At 30.5% G+C, this 2,573-nt stretch carries 1 protein-coding gene; it reads left to right on the forward strand.

From position 1 onward, the window contains the following. Nucleotides 1-747: 747 nt before the first annotated feature. On the forward strand, nucleotides 748-2,358 hold the full coding sequence (locus tag DIT68_RS16140; RefSeq protein ID WP_158276213.1) for a DUF6035 family protein: 1,611 nt from the start codon (nucleotides 748-750) through the stop codon (nucleotides 2,356-2,358). Nucleotides 2,359-2,573 lie beyond the last annotated feature (215 nt).

Consider the following 2,573-nt stretch of genomic DNA (forward strand, 5'->3'; position numbering starts at 1 on the left):
TTAATAACCGATGGGTAACGGTTAGTGCAACGTAGAAATACTGATTTTTAAATTAGACTACTTTCTGTAAATCTTGCTACACTTGAGTGTTCCCTTTAATACTAGTATACAATCCATTCGGGATTTAACCTTTCAAACCATCTCGGAATTCTCCTATGCCAAGAAGTTACGATTTTCTGTATCCCTTGGTATTCCTCACTCTAAAGGTTTTTAACGGTTAATAACCGATAATTATCAGTTAAATGAAAGAAGGAATACTGATTTTTAAATTAGACTACTTTCTGTAAGTCTTGCTACCCTTGAGTGTTACCTTTAATGCTGGTTAACAATCCATTCAGGATTTAACCTTTCAAACCATCTCGGAATTCTCCTATGCCAAGAAGTTACGATTTTCTGTATCCCTTTGGTATTCATTACTCTAAAGGTTTTTAACGGTTAATAACCGATAGTTGTTTGGCGTCGAAGAGTTGTTCTCGAAATTCACACTTCACTCTCTACTTTCTAAATGAGAGGTTGCAAGGCTAATAATTGTCAAGGTTGACTTGTTTTTATATTTTTTGGAATAATTGACTTGCCTCACTGTTTGTTTCTTTTTAATCCGCACATCAAACTAGTCTTGTAGTTTTTAGAACGGAAAAGAGTGTGGATGTCTTAACTACTACAAGTAGGAAAGGATTTATATAAAACTATGGAGAACGTAAATAATTTACGATGTTAATTTGTATTTTTATTGAAAACTATTTAATTATGATTCGAGCAATTGAAAATGCATTTTGTCTGGATACTAACAAAGTCTTTTGTATTTCGGAACATACTGATTCGCAAAAAGAAAGGTTTGAACTTAGGAATAGTGTCCAAACAGGAAAAAGAGAGTTTAATTGTTTAGAATGTGAACAAAAACTAAATGTAGCAGTTAGTAGAAGAGACATTATTTATTTTAAGCATTATCCTAATTCGGAGGATTGCGCCTTAAAAAATGCTTCTAAAGAGATGATTAAATCTTTTAATGAATTTTATTCTGCTAAAGAGAGCCCAAGACACATTTTTTTAAAAAATGAAATTGGTAAAAAGCTTCATGGAAATAAAAATGTTACTTCCGTTCATATAGATGATAAATTCATAATGATAGGAGGTCAAAAGAGAAGACCTGATGTTTACTGTAAATTTAAGAATTATGAAATAGCCTTTGAGATTCAGTTGTCTAATTTGTCGCTAAACTATATGTCATCGAGACACAAATTTTATAAGGAAAATGGTATCTATTTAATTTGGATACTTGATAATTTTGATCCTGATAAAAACTCCCAACTTGAAAGGGATATAAAATATCTAAATGCCTACCAAAATTTCTTTAAATTAAAAGAAAGAGAAGCTGAATTAAGATTAATCTGTAAATATAAGAAGTCTTATATAGGCTATTATAAAAAAGTAATGGATAAGTGGACGGAAGAACACGTTACACTTGAGGAGTTAAGTTTTAATGAAGAAGACTGTGAAGTTTATTTTAAAGATTATGCAAAGAATCGTATAGATTTAGAACAACAATTAAAAATAGAGAAAGAAGCAGAAAAAATTAAACAAGAGAAGGAACAACAAATTAGAGTTCGTAAAAAGGCAGAGCATCTGGTTAGCGGTATTATTAAAGAAATTGGACACATTGAGAGTATTGGAGGAGTTAATTATGAACCAGTAGAAAAAAGAATTACTTCGTTGAATAAATTAGAAATTAATGTTTTAAATGAAAAATTAGGGATATCTGATAAGCCTGCGATAGCTCAATGGTTAAAGAAGTTGAAAAGCTATCCATTTTTAGTATTTATTCTTCGATGTAAGGAAATCGATTTAAATGTAAATCTGCCTTTTGGTGACGAAAGTTGTTTTAAAATTATGAAGCTAAACAAGTTTCCGAACCGTGAAAATATAATGAAATGGCTATTGAAAAGAGGTTGTATTTTAACTGATGAAGATAAGAAGTCTTATGCTGATGAGGATGAAATGTATGAGATTTGGGTGTATAAAATGGCTGAGAAAATTAAGGTTGACACCGAAATTGATATGCTTTTTGATTATAAAAACAAAAGACTTGTTTTTATAATAGAATCGATAAAGCAAGGAAAGATATTGAATAGCGGTTTGAACAATTGGATTGCATTTGGGAATAATCTTATACAATACTATTATGAATATTGGGAGTATATAGAGAATGCATTAAAGCATTATGGTATCTGGGAAATAATTATTAAAGCTGATTCTAAAGGAACATTTGATAATAAATTGAAAATATTACGCCTTGACTATCCTAAACAAAGAGTTTCGTTTAGGGTGGTTTTTGATAAATTATACCCAGAACTTAAATGATGTAACATTGTTTAGAATCACCCCTAAAAACGCCCCTCCATTTTTATGACAATCTATAAGTGTTGGTTTCACTGGGGAATAGACAAAGGGTTGAACTCCCGCTCCGGGTACAAAAAATCCTTGTAGTTTTTAACTGCAAGGATTTTTTCGTTTAAGAGCTTTTGATTTTTTTAATATAAAAACCAAAAAAAATGGCGACTGTTTATATTTTTAAC

The organism is Brumimicrobium oceani (assembly GCF_003143775.1).
Classification (GTDB): domain Bacteria; phylum Bacteroidota; class Bacteroidia; order Flavobacteriales_D; family Crocinitomicaceae; genus Brumimicrobium; species Brumimicrobium oceani.

Coding starts and splice junctions, on each gene's coding strand:
- DIT68_RS16140 (WP_158276213.1), top strand. CDS start 748: ATGATTCGAGCAATTGAAAATGCATTTTGTCTGGATACTAACAAAGTC.